We start from the raw sequence: 15,348 nt of genomic DNA, 5'->3' as shown, positions 1-15,348 counted from the left end.
TCTGGTAAGATAGATGAACACTTCAACAGCCTTGTCCGGTGCGACAGATACCGGACAGTGGATGCTGTATGGTGCGAACGGATACACAGGCAGATTGATCGCCGAAGAAGCTGTGCGGCGAGGATTTTCTCCCGTGCTCGCTGGAAGAAGCGCCGAAAGCGTCACCCCTATCGCAGATGCGCTCAACTGCAGCAGCCGCATCTTTCCCCTCGATGTCCCGGAACAAGTAGATGCCGCTCTCGCTGATGTATCGGCGGTACTGCATTGCGCTGGACCATTTGCACGTACCGCAGAGAACATGATCGATGCCTGTTTTCGCACTGGCACGCATTATCTGGACATTGGCGGGGAGATTCCGGTACTTGAGTCCATTCTCCTGAAAGGTGAGGCTGCAAAGAAACATGGTGTCGTTGTCCTGCCGGGATCCGGATTCGATGTCGTCCCGACCGACTGCCTTGCAAAGAAGCTCAAGGAGCTTCTTCCTGATGCGACAGAGTTACAGATTGCAATGGGAGGCACGGTGTCTCTGAGTCCCGGGACACTGAAGGTCAGCATTGAGACCATTCCGACCGGGGGCACAATTCGAAAGAATGGTAAACTGATGCGCGTCCCTCACGCCTGGCGCATCAAGTCCATCGAATTTGACGACCAGGAGCGATGCACGATCAGCATTCCCTGGGGAGACGTCAGTACGGCCTGGGTAAGTACCGGGATTCCGAACATCCAAATCTTCGGATCTGTCCCACGGCCTACGGCTATTACAATGCGCATGATACGTGGAATGATCACTATCCTCATGCGCAGTGATCGCATCCGCAGGTTTTCAGAAGACCTCGCCGGGAAACTGGTCCACGGTCCTGATGCGACCGCACGTTCTCAGAACATCATGCATATTCGAGGCGATGTCTGGAATGCGCAGGGCGAACATCGCTGTGTGCACATGCACACGCCTGAAGGATATGCATGTACGATTGAAACCACGCTCGCAATATTACCACGGGTTTTGCAGGGGGAAGTTGAGCCTGGAGTATGGACCCCGGCGCAGGCCTTCGGGAGCGATTTCGCCACGACGATACCTGGCATTACGTTCGTGCAAGAGAACGAGTACTAAAGCACACCTTCAATTCCGGAACGTATCATCATCACTGCGATGCCCGCCATGAAAAGCGAAGCGACTTTCGCGAATGCCTGGGATCCGGCCTCACCCATGATGCGGATAATCCATTTCGAATTGATGAGCAGCAGGAGAACGAGCACGAAGTTTGCAACCAGTGCGCCGAGTGTCATCGCCAGTCCCTGCGTATCATGCAGAATCAGGATGGTCGTCAGCGCAGCGGGTCCCATGATCAGCGGAATACCGATCGGTACCACACCGACAGTCGACTGTGGCTTGCGCCTGCTGTCCCCTCCCGACGATGAGAGGTCCTGTATGGCAAGAACGAGCAAAAGAATGCCACCACCGATACGGAAATCATGGGTGGTGATGCCGAGGAACTCGAACAGCGCTGTACCGGTGAACAGAAAAATGATAGCAATCACGAAGGCGGTGAGCGCGGCGCTGTAAATCAGTTTGCGCAGCTCACGTCCCTCGATACCCTGTGTCAGTCCCAGGAACAGCGGGATGAGTCCGAGCGTGTCCATGGCGACGAACAGGGGGATGAACGTCTTGATGAATACTTCAAACATGTTCGATTCGATTGTTTTCTCAGCGGCTCCCTGCCGCAAGGAATATTGCCTGTAACAGTTCTTTCTTCCCTATCCCTTTGAGGCTCGACAGCAGGAGCACACGATTACGATAGCCGAGCTCTTCAAAGCCAGCCGTCAGCGTCCGTTCCTGCCGCACCCGTTCCCCCTGCTTCAGCTTGTCCACTTTGGTCAGTACTGCCTGTACCGGAAAACCTTCCTCGACAAACCACCGCAGCACACGGGCATCCGATTCCTGCAGTGGCAGTCTGCTGTCGAACAGCTGCACGACAAGCGCGAGAGGACGTCCCGCCTCAAAATACTGTGTGATCAGTTTCCCCCAGCTCCGGCGCTTTGTCTGCGACGTTTTGGCGTAGCCATAGCCGGGAAGATCCACGAAACGGAATTCCTCGTTGACACGATAGAAGTTGATTTCCTGCGTCTTCCCCGGTGTCGTACTCACGCGTGCGAGCTGTTTTGCTCCGACAAGAGTATTGAGCAGAGAGGATTTGCCGACGTTCGATCGTCCCGCAAATGCGATCTCCGGGAGCCCCCCTTCGGGGAACTGCGACATTGACGCCGCACCTATTTCAAAAGTGGTATGTAGCTGCATGGCAAAAAAAACGCCGTGGCGCAGGGCCACGGCGCACATTGAACTATGGGGAGTGGGCGATCAGCCCTTCTTTTCTTCCTTGTCTTCGTCGGCTGCCTTGTCGTCAGGTGTGACCGCATCCTTGACATCTTCGACGATGTCTTCTGCAGCTTCCTTGACGTCTTCTGCAGCGTCCTTGACGTCTTCGACAACATCCGCGGCAGTTTCCTTCGCCTCTTCGACAGCCTCGACGGCGGTATCCTTCACGTCTTCCACAACATCAGCTGCGGCTTCGACGACCTCTTCCGCGGCGTCTTTGGCTTTTTCTGCTGTCGTTCCGGAACCGGCGTCAGCCTTTTTCTTCCGTTCCTCGGCAGCCTTGCGGCGCTGGGCAGCAGCCTTCGAACGCGCGGCGCGCTCATTGCGCTGCTTGTTGTCCTGTGCCTCGTTGTAGTCCACGAGCTCAATGACGGCCATTTCCGCGCCATCGCCCTGGCGATGACCGAGTTTCAGCACGCGCGTATAGCCTCCGGAACGCGTCCCGACTTTTTCCGCGATTTCGGAGAAAAGCATTTGCAACGCTTCCCGGTCACGGATGAATTTTGCGATCTCACGGCGGGCATGTACATCAACCGCTTCCCCGCTCTGCTCACGCAGATATGCATTGCGAGCGCGCGTGATCAGCGGCTCGATAATGCGGCGCGTTTCCTTGGCTTTCGCCGTGGTCGTGCGGATGCGTTTGTGCTTGATAAGCGCCGTGGAGAGCGCAGACAGCAGCGCCTTGCGGTGGCTGGCGGACCTGCTGAGTCTTTTTCCAACTTTTGCGTGTCTCATGGTGTGTTCTATTCCTCAGTTTACTCGTCTTCCTGCGAAGAACCGTCAGAAATGTACTGTTCGACATTCATACCGAAATGCAATCCGAAATCATCAACAATGGCTCCGAGCTCTGCAAGGGATTTCCGGCCAAAGTTGCGGAATTTCAGCATTTCCGCCTCTTCGCGGCGGACAAGATCGGCGATGGTCTTGATGTTTGCTGCCTTGAGGCAGTTATGCGAACGAACCGACAGCTCAAGATCGTCGACAGAAGTCAGAAGGATCTTGCGCACGCGTGCCGTTTCATCGTCTTCAGGAGTGCTTTCCTCTTCATCCTTCTTCGACATATCGAAGTTGATGAACATCTGGACGTGATCGAGAAGAATTTTTGCAGACTGCGAGAGGGCATCTTCCGGCGTAATGGAACCGTCGGTATTGATCTCAAGCGTCAGCTTGTCATAGTCCGTGCTGCCGCCGACGCGCGTGTTCTCCACGAGCAGCCGGACATTCTTGATCGGCGTAAAGATGGCGTCGATGGAGATCGTACCGATCGGCTGATCGGGCACCTTATTCTCATCGGCAGGCACGTAACCACGGCCGCGATTGATACGCAGCTCAATATCGAATGCTGCTTCAGGACCGAGGGTGCAGATATATTTTTCCGGATTCAGCACTTCGAATTCGGAGGTCGCCGCCTGGATATCAGCTGCGGTGAAGGTGTGCTGCCCCTTCAGCGAAATATTCACTGTACTTGCCTTGGGATTCAGGGCCTTGAAACGCACTTCCTTGAGATTGAGAATAATCTCCGACACATCCTCCACAACCCCGTGGATGGTGGAGAACTCGTGCATCACTTTGTCAATCTTGACAGAGGTGATCGCCAGACCGGTCAGGGAGGAAAGGAGAACACGGCGGAAGGAATTTCCGATCGTGGTACCATACCCCTTCTCGAGCGGCTGAATGACGAATCGTCCGAACGTGTCAGTGTAGGTTGCCTCGTCAAGAACAATGCCATCGGGCATTTGAATCATAGTCGTACTCATCTGGTATTCTGTTCTCCTGTTAAAGGGTTCTGACTCTGGTCGTTAACCAACGCCACAACAGTGGCGTGCGGGCGACTGCCCGCCGGTTTCTCCGGCGCAGCATGCGCTGTCAGACTCTCCGGCGTTTCGGAGGACGGCAGCCGTTATGCGGGATGGGGGTGACATCACGGATCGCCATGATCTCGAGACCAGTGGTCTGAAGGGCGCGAATTGCGGCCTCACGACCCGAACCAGGACCCTTTACATACACTTCAACCTTGCGCAATCCCAGATCGTATGCTTCCTTTGCGGCATTCTCCGCGGAGGTCTGGGCGGCATACGGGGTGTTTTTCCGCGATCCCTTGAAGCCGTTTTTCCCGGCTGAAGACCACGAAATCGTATTGCCGTAGACGTCCGTCAGTGTGACGATCACGTTGTTGAACGTGGCCTTGATATAGGCGCGTCCCGTCGTATCGACCTGGATTTTCTTTTTCGTTTTCTTTACGGATTTAGCCACTGCTACTCCTGTATATGCTCACGTTGACTTACTGACTATTTCTTGCCCGGGGCTTTCTTCTTTCCGGCGACGGTTTTCCTGCGTCCCTTACGCGTGCGGGCGTTGGTCTTTGTGCGCTGGCCGCGTGCGGGGAGTCCGCGACGATGGCGGAGACCGCGGTAGCAGCCGATGTCCATCAAACGCTTGATGTTCATCTGCATCTCGCTGCGCACGGCACCTTCAACTTTCATACCCTGCACGATGTTGCGGATGGCGCTGACTTCATCGTCGTTGAGAGCCTCGATTTTTTTGTCGTGAGGGATGCCTGCCTGATCGAGAATGTTTCGGGCAGTGGAACGCCCCACACCGTAGATGTACGTCAACGCGATGACGGCGTGCTTCGTTCTTGGTAAATCGACTCCTGCTATACGTGCCAACTGTAACTCCTTGCAGCTCGGTGGTGAGTTCTAATAGTGTTCGACATTAACCTTGGCGTTGCTTGTGCTTGGGATTCGTGCAAATAACGCGAACCACACCTTTACGGCGGATCACCTTACACTTGTCACACATTTTTTTCACAGACGCACGGACTTTCATGGGTTCTCCACGATATCTATTTGTAGCGATAAGTAATTCTGCCCTTGGTCAGATCATAGGGCGACAGTTCGACCGTCACCTTGTCACCCTGGAGAATGCGGATGAAATGCATGCGCATTTTACCGGAGACATGCGCCAACACTTCGTGTCCATTCTCAAGCTTCACCTTGAACATTGCATTGGGGAGTGTTTCCGTGATTACACCGTCTACGGTAATTGAGCCCTGTTTAGCCATTCTCTCGTTCGAAGTGATTAGTGAGCGTTTCTGGACCGTCCTTCGAAATGTGTACCGTGTGTTCGAAATGCGCTGATGGAGCACCATCCCGCGTGAACACCGTCCATCCGTTGGACGCGATTCTGACTTTGAAGCTGCCGTAGTTTACCATGGGTTCGATTGCCAGGGTCATGCCGGCTTCCAGTGCCGGTCCGCTTCCCGCTCTGCCGAAATTCGGCACGGGCGGATCCTCATGCAGCTTCCTGCCGATGCCATGGCCGACGAGGTCTCGAACCACGGCAAAACCGTTGTCTTCGACATACTGCTGAATTGCAGCAGATATGTCATGCAGCTTTCCGCCGGGCACCGCCTGGTCTATTCCGCGGTACAGTGCTTCTTTCGTCACCTTCAGCAGGCGCTGCTTTTCCGGGTCAATCCTGCCGACGGCAAGCGTCATCGCGCCATCGCCGAAAAACCCGTTTTTCTCAGTCCCGACATCAATCGAGACAATCTGCCCTTCCTCCAGCATCCTTTCCGTCGGAATCCCGTGAACCACCTCATCGTCAATGGAGACACAGAGGGTCGCGGGGAAGTCCGGTATCGAAGGGCTGCCGGACTGGTACCCTTTGAATGCAGGGCGGGCACCGTTTGCGCGAATGAAATCTTCCGCCATGGCGTCCAGTTCCGATACCCGGATTCCGGGCTTGACCATGGGGGCGAGCAGGCGATGCACATCGGATACAATCTGATTGCTTTCGCGCATCAGTTCGATTTCCTGCTCTGTCTTGCGATGGATCATGTGTGCTATCCCGCCGTCGACTGCGAGGTCAGCCCCGGCCGATACGGCCGCGGATTTTTCCACTCTTCATGAAACCATCGTAGTGACGCATGAGCAGATGCGATTCGATCTGCTGCAGCGTATCGAGGGCGACACCGACAATAATCAGAAGGCTGGTGCCGCCGAAGAACTGTGCGAATCCCGGAGTGACATTCATGCGCATCATGAAGGTCGGGAGAATCGCGATGATTGCCAGGAAAATCGATCCCGGCAGTGTGATCTTGGTCAGGATGTTGTCGATGTAATCACGGGTGTGTGCGCCCGGACGAATACCGGGAATAAAGCCACCCTGCTTCTTCATGTTGTCACTGACATCCTGAGGATTGAAGGAAATTGCCGTGTAGAAATACGTGAAGAAGATGATCATCACCGCATAAATCGCCGCGTAGACGAAGGAATCGTAGCGGAAATACACCGCGATGTTCTGCATGAACTCGTTCTCGGGGAAGAACATGGTCACGGTTTCGGGGATGAACATCAGCGCCTGCGCAAAGATGATGGGCATGACGCCTGCAGTGTTCACGCGGAGAGGAATGTACTGCGTAACGCCGCCATACACCTTGCGTCCCACAACACGTTTTGCGTACTGGACCGGTATCCTTCGTGTCCCCTGTGTCACCATCACCACTGCCGCGGTAATGAAGACCATGAGAATGATAACCACGATTTCAATGACGATATTTTCGCCGCGGGTGAATTCGCCGAGAGCCGATTGTGGCAATCTCGCGACAATACCGATGAAGATGATCAGGGAAATACCGTTACCGATACCCCGTTCTGTAATCTGCTCACCGATCCACATCATCAGCATCGTTGCCGACGCGATGATAATCATCGTTGAAAGCGCGAAGAAAATGCCCTGCACCTCCGGCGGAACCACGGGACCGCCATTCGGCGTCGTCAGGTTCTGCAGACGAATCTGCACGCCCCAGCCCTGGAGCGCCGCAATGAGGATAGTGCCATAGCGGGTATACTGGTTGATTTTCTTTCTGCCTTCTTCACCACCGTCCTTCTGCAGTTTCTGGAAATACGGCACGACTGCACCGAGAAGCTGAAGAATAATGGACGCGGTGATGTAGGGCATGATACCCAGCGAGAAAATGGCGGCATTACTGAAGGCGCCACCGACGAACAGATCAAACATTCCGAGCAGTCCGCTTCCGCCTGACTGCGACTCGAGCCAATCGGCGAGGAGTCCGGCGTTGACACCCGGAAGCGTCACATGCGCGCCGAAGCGCACGATGATCAGCATCAATAGAGTAAACAGGACCCGCTGCCGCAGCTCCTGAATCTTGAACATGTTACGAAAGCTTTCGCTGAAACCAGCCATGTATCAACCTGTCTTACGCTGTAATAGTGGTAGCGGTACCGCCTGCCGCCTCAATTTTCTCTTTCGCGGTCGCGCTGAATGCGTGCGCCGTGATTTCGAGTTTGCTCTTGATGTCGCCGTTGCCGAGAATTTTCACCAGGGAGCGACGCTTGGAGACCACTCCAATAGTGTAGAGCACGTCAGGAGTAATCACGCCGTCGGTGATCACGCCCTTTGCGACCAGCTCTTCAAGACGGGCAACATTGACGCCCTGGTAGTCTTTGCGGTTGATATTGGTGAATCCGAATTTCGGCACGCGGCGCTGCAGCGGCATCTGACCGCCTTCGAACCCGCGCTTGGACTTGTAGCCGGAACGTGACTGCGCACCCTTGTGCCCGCGTGTGGATGTACCACCACGACCGCTGCCATGTCCGCGGCCAACGCGTTTCTTTTTCTTTCGTGAACCTTCTGCGTAACGCAGATTTCCAAGGTGATTTGCCATGATATAGTACCCGTATTCCTTTTCTAGCGTTCGCGTTATTCTGCCACTTCCTCGACCTTGACGAGGTGGGCCACCTTGCGGATCATGCCGCGAATCTGAGGAGTGTCATTCTGGACCACAGCGTAGTTGGGGCGGCCAAGACCGAGCGCCTCGATAGTGCGCTTCTGATTTTCAAGCCGTCCAATGATACTGCGAACCTGTGTAATTTTGATCTTCGCCATTGCGTTATCCGTTTCGGTCATTTACTCTGGGGGACTTGGGTGAAAACTTCCTGCATCGTCATATTGCGACGCGCTGCCATGCTACGTGCATCGACGAGGGACTCCAGTGCATTCATCGTCGCTTTGACGACGTTGTGCTGGTTGGAGGTCCCGAGGGATTTGGTCAGGATATCCTGCACGCCTGCGCTCTCGAGCACCGCACGGACACCGCCGCCTGCGATCAGGCCGGTACCGGGGGATGCGGGTTTGAGCACGACACGACCGGCGCCATAGCGACCGACGATGGCATGCGGGATGGTTCCCTTGATGATCGGGATGCGCAGAACACGCTTACGTGCATCTTCCACACCCTTGGAGATGGCGTCGGTCACTTCATTTGCCTTGCCGAGTCCGATGCCGACGTGCCCGTTTCCGTCTCCAACCACCACAATGGCGTTGAAACTGAAACGGCGTCCGCCCTTCACAACCTTCGCGACGCGCTTAATCTGTACAAGGCGCTCCTTAAGTTCGAGCTCACTTGCTTTAACGACTGTAGCCAAGAATCACTCCTTCTGCTATCGTGCTGTTTAGAATTGTAATCCACCTTCGCGCGCGCCGTCTGCAACGGCCTTGACGCGTCCATGATACAGGTACCCGTTGCGATCGAACACGACGGTCTCGATGTTCTTTTCTTTCGCAACGCGGGCGATTTCCTTACCGATGATCTCAGCCTGGGCGACCTTGGTGCCAGCAGCCTTCACGGCGTCGGCGAGATCTTTGCTCTTCGTGGATACCATGCCGAGCGAAATGCCCTGGGTATCGTCGATGAGCTGCACATACATGTGCTTCAGGCTGCGGTACACCGAAAGACGCGGCTTCTCGGGTGTGCCATTAATTTTCTTCCGGATGCGGATCTTCCGCTTGTCACGGATCTTGTACGCTTTTACTTTCCGAATGGACATTCTGTCATATCTCCAGATATCAACGTCTAATCAATTACGCTTTCGCAGTCTTACCGGCCTTGCGGCGAATGTACTCACCCGCATACTTGATACCCTTGCCCTTGTAAGGCTCGGGGGGACGAATCCCGCGGATCTTGGCGGCGATCTGTCCAACCAGCTGCTTGTCGATGCCGGAAACGCTCATTGCCGTCGCCGAGGTTACCTCGAAGGTAATTCCCGTGGGAGGGACGAACGCGACCTGATGCGAGAAGCCGATGCTCATAACAAGATTCGGACCGGATAGTTCGGCTTTGTACCCCACACCCACCATCTCGAGGCTCTTCTTGTACCCTTCGGTCACGCCTGTAACCATGTTCTGCACATTTGCACGCGTTGTGCCGTGCAGGGAACGATGGGGTTTGCTGTCGCTCGGACGCGTCACCGTGACGGCTCCGTCCTCAATGGCGACATTCATTTCCGGGTGAATGGGCGTGGAAAGCTCACCCTTCGGGCCTTTAACTGTCATGATGCCGTTCTCAAGCTTCACTTCCACACCGGAAGGAATGACGACTGGGTTTTTACCTACTCTAGACACGTGGCTGCTCCTTTAACGATTACTCTCTTACCAGATTCTGCACAGGACTTCACCGCCGACGTTCTGCTGACGTGCCTGCGCGTCGGTGAGCAATCCCTTCGGTGTGGATACGATTGTGACTCCCAGGCCATTCAGGGTCCGGGGAATATCATTTGCGCCCATGTAGCGACGCAATCCTGGCGTGCTGATGCGCTCGAGTCCTTCGATCACGGGCTTGTTATCCCGGTACCGAAGATAGATGCGGATGCTGCCCTGGGGAGAATCCTTCAGAATGGAATAGCCGTTGATGAAATTCTGCTGATACAGAATTTCCGTCAGACTGACTTTCAAATTGGAAGCCGGGATGTCGACATGTTTGTGCTGCGCGCGGCCGGCATTACGAATGCGCGTCAGGTAATCTGCAATGGGATCTGTCATGATGATCTCTATTCGATGAATTCGTCTTGATTACTCTTACCAGCTGGCCTTGCGGACGCCGGGAATCTTTCCTTCCAGCGCGAGTTCGCGGAAGCAGAGGCGGCAAATGCCAAACTTGCGGTAGTATGCGCGCGGACGTCCGCAGCGCTGACACCGATTGTAATCCCGCACGCCGAATTTCTGTTTTCTGTTCGCCTTAACAATAAGTGCTTTACGAGCCACAGTGCTGTCCTTCTCCTATCGTGAACGTTTACGCTTGCGCGACTTCTTTCTTACGGAACGGAAGGCCGAAGTGCTCAAGCAGCGCTTTGGCTTCCTCATCGGTTTTCGCGGACGTGACAATGGTAACGTCCATTCCGAAAATACGCGCGATTTTGTCCACGTCGATTTCCGGGAAGATGATCTGCTCTTTCACACCCATCGTGTAATTGCCGCGCCCATCGAACGACTTGTCCGATACACCGCGGAAGTCACGAATGCGCGGAATGGCCGTGCTGATGAGGCGATCGAGGAACTCATACATGCGTGCGCGGCGCAGGGTCACACGAAGACCGATCTGCATGCCCTCACGCAGTTTGAAGTTCGAGATGCTTTTCTTGGCCTTCGTGATGACGACTTTCTGGCCCACAATGGTCTCCAGATCATCAGCCGCCTGCTCCAGCACTTTTGCATCCTGGATGGCGTCGCCGAGACCCATGTTCACGCTGACCTTCTGGATCTTCGGAACTTCCATGATACTCTTGTACGAGAACTGCTTCATCATGGCCGGTACGATCGTCTCTTTGTAACGTTCAAATAAACGCAGACTCTCGATAGGATCGTCGCCGTGCTCTTTTACTTTCGCCGCGGATTTTGCCGAAGCGCCTTTTTTGTCTTTCTTCGATGCCATGTCTTTTGCTAACTCTCAGCGATTGAATTATTCGATGGTTTCTCCGCTGGCCACGCTGCGGCGCACATAGCGGGTTTTGCCGGTGTTCTCGTCGATGATCGGAGCCTTGCCGACGCGCGTCGGCTCATTCGACTTCGGGTCGATGAGCATGACATTCGACACGTGAACAGGAGCTTCCTGGCGCGTGATTCCACCCTGCGGATTGTTCTGCGTCGGCTTGCGATGCCGGCTGACCAGATTTACGCCTTCAACAATAAGGCGCTGCTTTTCGGGATAAACGCGAAGCACCTTTCCGCTGCGGCCCTTGGAGTTGCCGGCGATCACCACCACCATGTCGTTTTTCTTGATCTTCATTTGTATTCGCGCGTTACGTTATTGATGTCTTACAGTACTTCGGGTGCGAGCGATACGATTTTCATGAACGACCTCTCTCGCAGCTCACGCGCCACGGGTCCGAAAATGCGCGTGCCACGCGGTTCCATGTTCTGATTGATAAGCACCGCGGCATTCTCATCAAAGCGGATGTAGGAGCCGTCAGGACGACGGTATTCCTTCTTGGTGCGCACGATGACCGCGCGGGAGATCTCTCCCTTTTTCACGCCGCCGCCGGGAATGGCAGACTTGACGGTGACGACCACGATGTCGCCAACCGAGGCGTAGCGCCGGCCCGAGCCGCCCAGAACGCGGATGCAGCGGATTTTCTTTGCGCCGGAATTATCGGCCGCGACAAGATTAGTTTCTTCCTGAATCATCGGTATTACCTACAAGTTTAGCGTGCACGTTCAACGATTTCGACAAGACGCCAGCGCTTCCGGCGGCTCAACGGACGGGTTTCCATAATGAGCACTTTGTCACCGAGATCTGCTGTCTCGTGTTCGTCATGGACGAGATACTTCTTGCTCGTCTTATAGTATTTCTTGTACAGCGGATGTGGGACCTGCCGCTCGATGGTAACGGTAATCGTCTTGTTCATCTTGCTGGACACGACGATGCCGATCCTCGTCTTGCGGGCGTTGCGCGTCTTGCTCGTGCTATCCTGTGCAATTGCCATGATTATTTTTCTTCTCCGCTAAGTTCGCGTTCTTTCAGAATGGTTTGCATGCGTGCGAGATCCTTGCGAAGCAAGGGGAGCTGCGCGGTATTCGCGAGCTGCGCACTTGCCAGCTGAAAGTGCAGCGTAGTTAAAGTCTCCTGGTCCTCCGCCAGACGTTCGCGGATTTCCTGAGTGCTCATTTGACGTATTTCTGTGGCCTTCATGTCTATACTTCTCCAGCGCTTAGTCGCCTGTGTAATCAGGACGTGTGACAATCTTCACCTTGATCGGAAGCTTGTAGGACGCAAGCTTGAGTGCGTCATGAGCGAGTTCACTGCTCACACCGCCGACTTCAAACATCACGCGCCCCGGCTTGATAACGGCGACCCAGAACTCAGGGGCGCCCTTTCCCTTACCCATACGGGTCTCAAGCGGCTTCTTTGAAACCGGCTTGTCAGGGAAAATGCGAATCCAGACTTTTCCGTCACGCTTCATGCGGCGCGTGAGCGCGACACGAGCAGCTTCAATCTGACGGGAGGTGATCCAGCCAGGCTCCAGCGCCTTGAGACCGAAGGATCCGAAGGACACCCGCGAACCGCGGTGCGCCTTGCCCCGCATGCGGCCGCGCTGCTGTTTCCTGAACTTGACTCGTTTGGGCATTAACATGGTCTAAATCCTTCTTCAATTCAATTCTTGATTCGGCGGCTTACATCCGGGAAGCGGGACTGGCTTTCTTGCCGAGCACTTCGCCCTTGCAGATCCAGACCTTCACGCCGATGGTGCCATAAATGGTCTTGGCCGTAGCCTGTGCGTAATCGATGTTGCTGCGCAGCGTGTGCAGGGGGATACGTCCGTCCTTGTACTGTTCGGTACGGGACATTTCCGCGCCGCCGAGGCGTCCTGCGCACATGATGCGCACGCCGTCCGCACCCATGCGCATGGCTGCGGTGATTGAGGATTTCATCGCGCGACGGAAGGACACGCGTCCTTCGAGCTGGTTGGCGATGTTCTCCGCAACGAGATAGGCATCGAGCTCGGGACGCTTGATCTCAGAGATCAGAATCTTGACGTCCTTGCTCGTCACCTTCTTCAGCTCTTCTTCCAGCTGGGCGATTTCCTTACCGCTCTTTCCGATCACTACGCCGGGACGAGAGGTGTGAATTGCGAGAACAACACGCTTCGGGGTGCGCTCGATCACAATCCGCGAAATGCCGGCCTTGCGAAGGCGGTTGCGGATATAGTTACGGATCATAAGATCCTCGTCGAGCTTCGTCGCAAAATTCCGCTCGTCGTACCAGTTGGCATCCCATTCACGGGTGATGCCGAGTCGAATTCCTGTGGGATTAGTCTTCTGGCCCAAAATGCTTCTCCTGCTAGCCTACTCTTGTTCGGAAACTACGATGGTAAGATGATTCGACCGCTTACGGATGCGGAACGCACGTCCCTGCGGTGCGGGGAGAATACGCTTCATCACGGGACCGCCGTCGACGGTAATGGTCGTGATGATCACGTTCTCCGGATTGACCCGTCCGCCATCCTTGGCGTTGATCAGGTTGGATACTGCGGAACGCAGCGTGGTCTCACAGACCTTCGATGCCTGTTTGGGCGAGAAATGCAGGATATCCAGTGCTTCCTCGACTGACTTGCCGCGGATCAGATCCGCCAGCAGTCGCATTTTCCGCGGGGACCCCGGGATGTATTTCTTGATAGCGCGTGCTTGCAAACTCATGGTGTACCTACGTCTCGCTTTATCGTGAGGATTTTTCTGCTTTACCACCGGGGTGGCTGCGGAAGATGCGCGTCGGGGAGAACTCTCCGAGCTTGTGGCCAATCATGTTCTCCTGCACGTACACAGGGATGAACTTGTTGCCGTTATGCACCGCAAATGTGTGTCCAATGAAATCAGGCGGAATGGTGCAGCGTCGCGCCCACGTCTTGATAACGCGCTTCTGATTGGTCCTGTTGAGGTCCTCGACCTTGGCGGCGAGCTTCTCGTCAATGAACGGTCCTTTTTTGAGCGAACGTGCCATTATTTCTTCTTCCGCGACTTGATGATGTACTTATTGGACTGGTTCTTTTTCTTGCGCGTCTTGAGTCCCTTGGCATACTTGCCCCAGGGCGAAACCGGGTGCTGACGGCCACCGCCGGACTTCGACTTGCCTTCGCCGCCACCATTGGGGTGATCGACGGGATTCATACACATGCCGCGGACATGGGGACGTTTGCCTTTCCAGCGCGAGCGTCCCGCCTTGCCCCAGGTGATGTTCTCGTGTGTCTTGTTGCCGACTTCGCCGAGCGTGGCGTAGCATTCGACGCGGATGAGGCGCACTTCACCGGAAGGCATTTTCACCTGTGCATACTTGCCTTCCTTGGCAACCAGCTGCGCGGCATTGCCTGCGCTGCGGGCGATCTGTCCGCCCTTCCCGGGCTTGATCTCGATGTTATGCACAAAGGTGCCGACAGGAATATTCTGCAGCGGCAGCGCATTTCCGTCCTTGATTTCCGCATCCGGGCCGTTCATGATCTGTTCGCCGACCTTCAGCTTGTCCGGTGCGAGGATGTAGCGCTTCTCACCGTCCGCATAAACGACCAGGGCGATATAGGCGGAGCGATTGGGATCATATTCAATGGTCTCAATGCGACCGGGAATACCAATCTTGTTGCGCTTGAAATCGATGATGCGGTAGCGCCGCTTGTGTCCACCGCCACGATGACGCGAGGTGATGCGTCCGTGGTTGTTGCGTCCGCCGGATTTTGACAGCGGGGCAAGCAGGGATTTCTCCGGCGTCGTACACGTGACTTCCTCGAAAGTGGAAATCGAGTAGAAGCGCGTAGCGGGGGTCATCGGACGTAATTTTCTAACAGCCACTGCTCTATCCTTGATTAATGGTTCTCGTTTTCTTCAGTTAGGCTTCCAGCAGCTCGATGGTCTGCCCTGCTTTCAGGGTGACAATCGCTTTTTTCCAGCTGGCGCGGGAGCCTTCCAGGCGGCCGCGACGGGTAAACTGCGATTTCCGCTTGCCTTTGTAACGGATCGTACGGATGCTCTCGATGTCTACGGAAAAACGCTTCTCGATCGCATCGCTGATCTCGATCTTGTTCGCGTTGATATCGACTTCAAACGCGTACTGGGAGCGCTCACCCAGCATGGTCATTTTTTCCGTCAGAATCGGCCGTTTTATAATGGTTTTCATTGCCTGTCCACAG

Annotated in this window: 29 protein-coding genes; 1 reads left to right on the top strand and 28 read right to left on the bottom strand. The window is 55.1% G+C overall.

Annotated elements, in window-relative coordinates:
• Positions 1 to 13 precede the first annotated feature (13 nt).
• The gene (locus KQI65_11695; protein ID MCB2205401.1) at positions 14 to 1,111 is read left to right on the top strand and encodes a saccharopine dehydrogenase NADP-binding domain-containing protein; all 1,098 of its coding nucleotides are present in this window, start codon (positions 14 to 16) and stop codon (positions 1,109 to 1,111) included.
• Here KQI65_11695 and KQI65_11690 read toward each other — a convergent pair.
• From KQI65_11690 to rplW, 28 genes are all read right to left on the bottom strand, one after another.
• Positions 1,108 to 1,686 carry a MarC family protein gene (locus KQI65_11690; protein ID MCB2205400.1) on the bottom strand — a complete coding sequence of 193 codons (579 nt, stop codon included), beginning with the start codon at positions 1,684 to 1,686 and terminating at the stop codon, positions 1,108 to 1,110. The genes KQI65_11695 and KQI65_11690 overlap by 4 nt on opposite strands.
• A 19-nt stretch (positions 1,687 to 1,705) precedes the next feature.
• Positions 1,706 to 2,296, bottom strand: coding sequence for a ribosome biogenesis GTP-binding protein YihA/YsxC (gene yihA, locus KQI65_11685; protein MCB2205399.1), 591 nt, complete (start codon positions 2,294 to 2,296; stop codon positions 1,706 to 1,708).
• 60 nt (positions 2,297 to 2,356) lie between these two features.
• Complete coding sequence (rplQ, locus tag KQI65_11680) at positions 2,357 to 3,109, bottom strand: 50S ribosomal protein L17 (GenBank protein ID MCB2205398.1); 753 nt, start codon at positions 3,107 to 3,109, stop codon at positions 2,357 to 2,359.
• A 20-nt stretch (positions 3,110 to 3,129) separates the two neighbouring features.
• Entirely contained in the window at positions 3,130 to 4,131 is a 1,002-nt protein-coding gene (locus KQI65_11675; protein MCB2205397.1) for a DNA-directed RNA polymerase subunit alpha, read from the bottom strand.
• A 109-nt stretch (positions 4,132 to 4,240) separates the two neighbouring features.
• Positions 4,241 to 4,627 (bottom strand): 30S ribosomal protein S11, encoded by a 387-nt coding sequence (gene rpsK / locus KQI65_11670; protein ID MCB2205396.1) that lies wholly within the window; start codon positions 4,625 to 4,627, stop codon positions 4,241 to 4,243.
• A gap of 35 nt (positions 4,628 to 4,662) precedes the next feature.
• A complete protein-coding gene (gene rpsM / locus KQI65_11665; protein ID MCB2205395.1) occupies positions 4,663 to 5,043 on the bottom strand; it encodes a 30S ribosomal protein S13 in 381 nt (126 codons plus the stop codon).
• A gap of 46 nt (positions 5,044 to 5,089) precedes the next feature.
• Positions 5,090 to 5,203, bottom strand: a complete 114-nt coding sequence (gene rpmJ, locus KQI65_11660) for a 50S ribosomal protein L36 (protein MCB2205394.1) — start codon at positions 5,201 to 5,203, stop codon at positions 5,090 to 5,092.
• Positions 5,204 to 5,219: 16 nt separating this feature from the next.
• Entirely contained in the window at positions 5,220 to 5,438 is a 219-nt protein-coding gene (infA, locus tag KQI65_11655) for a translation initiation factor IF-1 (GenBank protein MCB2205393.1), read from the bottom strand.
• Positions 5,431 to 6,216, bottom strand: coding sequence for a type I methionyl aminopeptidase (map, locus tag KQI65_11650; GenBank protein MCB2205392.1), 786 nt, complete (start codon positions 6,214 to 6,216; stop codon positions 5,431 to 5,433). Before map ends, infA begins: the two co-directional genes overlap by 8 nt.
• 28 nt (positions 6,217 to 6,244) lie before the next feature.
• Complete coding sequence (secY, locus tag KQI65_11645; protein ID MCB2205391.1) at positions 6,245 to 7,585, bottom strand: preprotein translocase subunit SecY; 1,341 nt, start codon at positions 7,583 to 7,585, stop codon at positions 6,245 to 6,247.
• Between the two features lie 13 nt (positions 7,586 to 7,598).
• Positions 7,599 to 8,066: a 50S ribosomal protein L15 gene (gene rplO, locus KQI65_11640; GenBank protein ID MCB2205390.1), complete on the bottom strand. Its 468-nt coding sequence runs from the start codon at positions 8,064 to 8,066 to the stop codon at positions 7,599 to 7,601.
• Between the two features lie 35 nt (positions 8,067 to 8,101).
• Entirely contained in the window at positions 8,102 to 8,287 is a 186-nt protein-coding gene (gene rpmD / locus KQI65_11635) for a 50S ribosomal protein L30 (GenBank protein MCB2205389.1), read from the bottom strand.
• A 17-nt stretch (positions 8,288 to 8,304) separates the two neighbouring features.
• Positions 8,305 to 8,826, bottom strand: coding sequence for a 30S ribosomal protein S5 (gene rpsE / locus KQI65_11630; GenBank protein MCB2205388.1), 522 nt, complete (start codon positions 8,824 to 8,826; stop codon positions 8,305 to 8,307).
• A gap of 27 nt (positions 8,827 to 8,853) precedes the next feature.
• Positions 8,854 to 9,228 (bottom strand): 50S ribosomal protein L18, encoded by a 375-nt coding sequence (gene rplR, locus KQI65_11625; GenBank protein ID MCB2205387.1) that lies wholly within the window; start codon positions 9,226 to 9,228, stop codon positions 8,854 to 8,856.
• Positions 9,229 to 9,262: 34 nt separating this feature from the next.
• Entirely contained in the window at positions 9,263 to 9,802 is a 540-nt protein-coding gene (gene rplF / locus KQI65_11620; protein MCB2205386.1) for a 50S ribosomal protein L6, read from the bottom strand.
• Between the two features lie 27 nt (positions 9,803 to 9,829).
• Positions 9,830 to 10,225: a 30S ribosomal protein S8 gene (gene rpsH, locus KQI65_11615; GenBank protein ID MCB2205385.1), complete on the bottom strand. Its 396-nt coding sequence runs from the start codon at positions 10,223 to 10,225 to the stop codon at positions 9,830 to 9,832.
• Positions 10,226 to 10,255: 30 nt separating this feature from the next.
• Positions 10,256 to 10,441, bottom strand: coding sequence for a type Z 30S ribosomal protein S14 (locus KQI65_11610; protein ID MCB2205384.1), 186 nt, complete (start codon positions 10,439 to 10,441; stop codon positions 10,256 to 10,258).
• A gap of 28 nt (positions 10,442 to 10,469) precedes the next feature.
• Positions 10,470 to 11,108, bottom strand: a complete 639-nt coding sequence (gene rplE, locus KQI65_11605; GenBank protein ID MCB2205383.1) for a 50S ribosomal protein L5 — start codon at positions 11,106 to 11,108, stop codon at positions 10,470 to 10,472.
• Positions 11,109 to 11,135: 27 nt separating this feature from the next.
• Positions 11,136 to 11,462 carry a 50S ribosomal protein L24 gene (gene rplX / locus KQI65_11600; GenBank protein MCB2205382.1) on the bottom strand — a complete coding sequence of 109 codons (327 nt, stop codon included), beginning with the start codon at positions 11,460 to 11,462 and terminating at the stop codon, positions 11,136 to 11,138.
• Positions 11,463 to 11,491: 29 nt separating this feature from the next.
• Positions 11,492 to 11,860 carry a 50S ribosomal protein L14 gene (rplN, locus tag KQI65_11595; protein ID MCB2205381.1) on the bottom strand — a complete coding sequence of 123 codons (369 nt, stop codon included), beginning with the start codon at positions 11,858 to 11,860 and terminating at the stop codon, positions 11,492 to 11,494.
• A gap of 17 nt (positions 11,861 to 11,877) precedes the next feature.
• A complete protein-coding gene (gene rpsQ, locus KQI65_11590) occupies positions 11,878 to 12,159 on the bottom strand; it encodes a 30S ribosomal protein S17 (protein MCB2205380.1) in 282 nt (93 codons plus the stop codon).
• A gap of 2 nt (positions 12,160 to 12,161) precedes the next feature.
• Complete coding sequence (gene rpmC / locus KQI65_11585) at positions 12,162 to 12,365, bottom strand: 50S ribosomal protein L29 (protein ID MCB2205379.1); 204 nt, start codon at positions 12,363 to 12,365, stop codon at positions 12,162 to 12,164.
• Positions 12,366 to 12,384: 19 nt separating this feature from the next.
• Positions 12,385 to 12,807 (bottom strand): 50S ribosomal protein L16, encoded by a 423-nt coding sequence (gene rplP / locus KQI65_11580; protein MCB2205378.1) that lies wholly within the window; start codon positions 12,805 to 12,807, stop codon positions 12,385 to 12,387.
• 40 nt (positions 12,808 to 12,847) lie between these two features.
• Entirely contained in the window at positions 12,848 to 13,501 is a 654-nt protein-coding gene (gene rpsC, locus KQI65_11575; GenBank protein MCB2205377.1) for a 30S ribosomal protein S3, read from the bottom strand.
• 18 nt (positions 13,502 to 13,519) lie between these two features.
• Positions 13,520 to 13,864: a 50S ribosomal protein L22 gene (gene rplV, locus KQI65_11570; GenBank protein MCB2205376.1), complete on the bottom strand. Its 345-nt coding sequence runs from the start codon at positions 13,862 to 13,864 to the stop codon at positions 13,520 to 13,522.
• Positions 13,865 to 13,889: 25 nt separating this feature from the next.
• The gene (rpsS, locus tag KQI65_11565) at positions 13,890 to 14,171 is read right to left on the bottom strand and encodes a 30S ribosomal protein S19 (GenBank protein ID MCB2205375.1); all 282 of its coding nucleotides are present in this window, start codon (positions 14,169 to 14,171) and stop codon (positions 13,890 to 13,892) included.
• Positions 14,171 to 15,010: a 50S ribosomal protein L2 gene (gene rplB / locus KQI65_11560; protein MCB2205374.1), complete on the bottom strand. Its 840-nt coding sequence runs from the start codon at positions 15,008 to 15,010 to the stop codon at positions 14,171 to 14,173. Before rplB ends, rpsS begins: the two co-directional genes overlap by 1 nt.
• A gap of 37 nt (positions 15,011 to 15,047) precedes the next feature.
• Positions 15,048 to 15,335 carry a 50S ribosomal protein L23 gene (rplW, locus tag KQI65_11555; GenBank protein ID MCB2205373.1) on the bottom strand — a complete coding sequence of 96 codons (288 nt, stop codon included), beginning with the start codon at positions 15,333 to 15,335 and terminating at the stop codon, positions 15,048 to 15,050.
• Positions 15,336 to 15,348 lie beyond the last annotated feature (13 nt).

It is taken from the genome of bacterium (genome assembly GCA_020444325.1).
Lineage (GTDB): Bacteria > Bacteroidota > Ignavibacteria > SZUA-365 > SZUA-365 > BM516.
The sequence above is the reverse complement of the archived record's forward strand: the minus strand, read 5'-3'. Positions and strand labels throughout refer to the sequence as shown.

Excerpts from the sequence above, each read along its gene's own strand:
- KQI65_11690 (MCB2205400.1), bottom strand. The coding sequence starts at position 1,686 with ATGTTTGAAGTATTCATCAAGACGTTCATCCCCCTGTTCGTCGCCATG.
- KQI65_11675 (MCB2205397.1), bottom strand. The coding sequence starts at position 4,131 with ATGAGTACGACTATGATTCAAATGCCCGATGGCATTGTTCTTGACGAG.
- map (MCB2205392.1), bottom strand. The coding sequence starts at position 6,216 with ATGATCCATCGCAAGACAGAGCAGGAAATCGAACTGATGCGCGAAAGC.
- rpsS (MCB2205375.1), bottom strand. The coding sequence starts at position 14,171 with ATGGCACGTTCGCTCAAAAAAGGACCGTTCATTGACGAGAAGCTCGCC.
- rplP (MCB2205378.1), bottom strand. The coding sequence starts at position 12,807 with ATGTTAATGCCCAAACGAGTCAAGTTCAGGAAACAGCAGCGCGGCCGC.
- secY (MCB2205391.1), bottom strand. The coding sequence starts at position 7,585 with ATGGCTGGTTTCAGCGAAAGCTTTCGTAACATGTTCAAGATTCAGGAG.
- rpmJ (MCB2205394.1), bottom strand. The coding sequence starts at position 5,203 with ATGAAAGTCCGTGCGTCTGTGAAAAAAATGTGTGACAAGTGTAAGGTG.
- rplO (MCB2205390.1), bottom strand. The coding sequence starts at position 8,066 with ATGGCAAATCACCTTGGAAATCTGCGTTACGCAGAAGGTTCACGAAAG.
- rplQ (MCB2205398.1), bottom strand. The coding sequence starts at position 3,109 with ATGAGACACGCAAAAGTTGGAAAAAGACTCAGCAGGTCCGCCAGCCAC.
- yihA (MCB2205399.1), bottom strand. The coding sequence starts at position 2,296 with ATGCAGCTACATACCACTTTTGAAATAGGTGCGGCGTCAATGTCGCAG.
- rplR (MCB2205387.1), bottom strand. The coding sequence starts at position 9,228 with ATGTCCATTCGGAAAGTAAAAGCGTACAAGATCCGTGACAAGCGGAAG.
- rplN (MCB2205381.1), bottom strand. The coding sequence starts at position 11,860 with ATGATTCAGGAAGAAACTAATCTTGTCGCGGCCGATAATTCCGGCGCA.
- rplW (MCB2205373.1), bottom strand. The coding sequence starts at position 15,335 with ATGAAAACCATTATAAAACGGCCGATTCTGACGGAAAAAATGACCATG.
- infA (MCB2205393.1), bottom strand. The coding sequence starts at position 5,438 with ATGGCTAAACAGGGCTCAATTACCGTAGACGGTGTAATCACGGAAACA.
- KQI65_11695 (MCB2205401.1), top strand. The coding sequence starts at position 14 with ATGAACACTTCAACAGCCTTGTCCGGTGCGACAGATACCGGACAGTGG.
- rpmD (MCB2205389.1), bottom strand. The coding sequence starts at position 8,287 with ATGGCGAAGATCAAAATTACACAGGTTCGCAGTATCATTGGACGGCTT.
- rpmC (MCB2205379.1), bottom strand. The coding sequence starts at position 12,365 with ATGAAGGCCACAGAAATACGTCAAATGAGCACTCAGGAAATCCGCGAA.
- rplX (MCB2205382.1), bottom strand. The coding sequence starts at position 11,462 with ATGAAGATCAAGAAAAACGACATGGTGGTGGTGATCGCCGGCAACTCC.
- rplE (MCB2205383.1), bottom strand. The coding sequence starts at position 11,108 with ATGGCATCGAAGAAAGACAAAAAAGGCGCTTCGGCAAAATCCGCGGCG.
- rpsQ (MCB2205380.1), bottom strand. The coding sequence starts at position 12,159 with ATGGCAATTGCACAGGATAGCACGAGCAAGACGCGCAACGCCCGCAAG.